The organism is Paracoccus aminovorans (assembly GCF_001546115.1).
In the GTDB taxonomy this organism is placed as follows: Bacteria; Pseudomonadota; Alphaproteobacteria; order Rhodobacterales; family Rhodobacteraceae; genus Paracoccus; species Paracoccus aminovorans_B.
Window position 1 is genome coordinate 1 of the sequence record NZ_LNBC01000042.1, and the last position, 2,087, is coordinate 2,087.

2 tRNA genes and 2 rRNA genes are annotated in these 2,087 nt (G+C 54.8%); all 4 read right to left on the reverse strand.

Going from position 1 to position 2,087, the window contains the following annotated elements:
• Nucleotides 1-747 (reverse strand): 23S ribosomal RNA (locus ASV56_RS22235); the annotation flags it as partial.
• 339 nt (nt 748-1,086) lie between these two features.
• Nucleotides 1,087-1,162, reverse strand: a tRNA-Ala gene (locus tag ASV56_RS22240).
• A 22-nt stretch (nt 1,163-1,184) separates the two neighbouring features.
• Nucleotides 1,185-1,261: transfer RNA gene (locus tag ASV56_RS22245), tRNA-Ile, on the reverse strand.
• Between the two features lie 152 nt (nt 1,262-1,413).
• Nucleotides 1,414-2,087 (reverse strand): 16S ribosomal RNA (locus ASV56_RS22250); the annotation flags it as partial.

A 2,087-nucleotide genomic window follows, 5' to 3' on the forward strand; every position in this document is an offset into this window, starting at 1 on the left:
AGTTGGTGTTACCCAACCTTCATCCTGCTCATGCCTAGATCATCTGGTTTCGGGTCTGATCCGTCTAACTCATTCGCCCATTTAAGACTCGCTTTCGCTGCGCCTACACCTAACGGCTTAAGCTTGCTAGACAGACCAAGTCGTTGACCCATTATACAAAAGGTACGCCGTCACCTCGCAAGGAGGCTCCGACTGCTTGTAGGCGTCCGGTTTCAGAAACTGTTTCACTCCCCTCGTCGGGGTGCTTTTCACCTTTCCCTCACGGTACTGGTTCGCTATCGGTCAGTAAGGAGTACTTAGCCTTCGAGGGTGGTCCCCCGATCTTCAGACAGGATTTCACGTGTCCCGCCCTACTTAATACGTCCGATCAAACTTCCCATACGGGGCTGTCACCCGCTATGGCTGTGCTTTCCAGCACATTCTGGTCATTCTCACGGCTCGGCTGGTCCCCGTTCGCTCGCCGCTACTGGGGGAGTATCTGTTGATTTCCTTTCCTCCGGGTACTTAGATGTTTCAGTTCCCCGGGTTCGCTTCTTAAACCCTATGTATTCAGGTAAAAGATACCTGGTTATGCCCGTTGTTGACTGCCCGAGGGCAACAACAACAAACATTCAGGTGGGTTTCCCCATTCGGAAATTCCTGGATCAAAGCTTATTCTCAGCTCCCCAGGACTTATCGCAGAGTATCACGTCCTTCATCGCCTCTTACTGCCAAGGCATCCACCAAACGCCCTTATCGCGCTTGATTTGATCCGGAAGAAGAAAGACCCATAAGGTCGATCAGCCGGCGTCCTTTTGTGCGCGCCGGCATCTCTTCCGATCAAAAGCATGTACGTTTCCCGCCCTTTCCATCCGGAAAGGACTTCTGCGCGATTGCCATGCAGCAACCACGCATTTGGTTAGTGTACTTGACTTGGACAACGTCATTGTTGCGGTCCGATCCGGATGGATCGTACTGGCACCGCACCCCCACTCGGGCACGGCCAATAACGCCGATTATCTCTCTGAACGATGTAAATGCATGGCCTCGCCATGCGCGCGTCCGACAGGACGGGAAAGCGATGCGCTTTCCGATCATGTCGGGATCTGGTGGAGCCTAACGGATTCGAACCGATGACATCCTGCTTGCAAAGCAGGCGCTCTACCAACTGAGCTAAGGCCCCGATCAGGTGCCAGGACAGGTGATGGTGGGTCGAGGAGGACTTGAACCTCCGACCTCACGCTTATCAGGCGTGCGCTCTAACCACCTGAGCTACCGACCCATACACAGACCGGACACCCCTGTGACCGGTGGGCCTGGCTCTTGGATTGAAGGGATATGAGGACGGTCCGACCGTCGATATGAGCATCTGACTGATGCTCTGCCAAGTCGATGCATGAGAAAGGCAAGCCGATCTGCTAGCATCTTCCTTAGAAAGGAGGTGATCCAGCCGCAGGTTCCCCTACGGCTACCTTGTTACGACTTCACCCCAGTCGCTGATCCTACCGTGGTCCGCTGCCCCCATTGCTGGTTAGCGCACGGCCGTCGGGTAGAACCAACTCCCATGGTGTGACGGGCGGTGTGTACAAGGCCCGGGAACGTATTCACCGCGGCATGCTGTTCCGCGATTACTAGCGATTCCAACTTCATGGGGTCGAGTTGCAGACCCCAATCCGAACTGAGATGGCTTTTGGGGATTAACCCACTGTCACCACCATTGTAGCACGTGTGTAGCCCAACCCGTAAGGGCCATGAGGACTTGACGTCATCCACACCTTCCTCCGACTTATCATCGGCAGTTCTTCCAGAGTGCCCAACCAAATGATGGCAACTGGAAGTGTGGGTTGCGCTCGTTGCCGGACTTAACCGAACATCTCACGACACGAGCTGACGACAGCCATGCAGCACCTGTCCACAGGTCTCTTACGAGAAGACCCGATCTCTCGGGCTGTCCTGCGATGTCAAGGGTTGGTAAGGTTCTGCGCGTTGCTTCGAATTAAACCACATGCTCCACCGCTTGTGCGGGCCCCCGTCAATTCCTTTGAGTTTTAATCTTGCGACCGTACTCCCCAGGCGGAATGCTTAATCCGTTAGGTGTGTCACCGAAC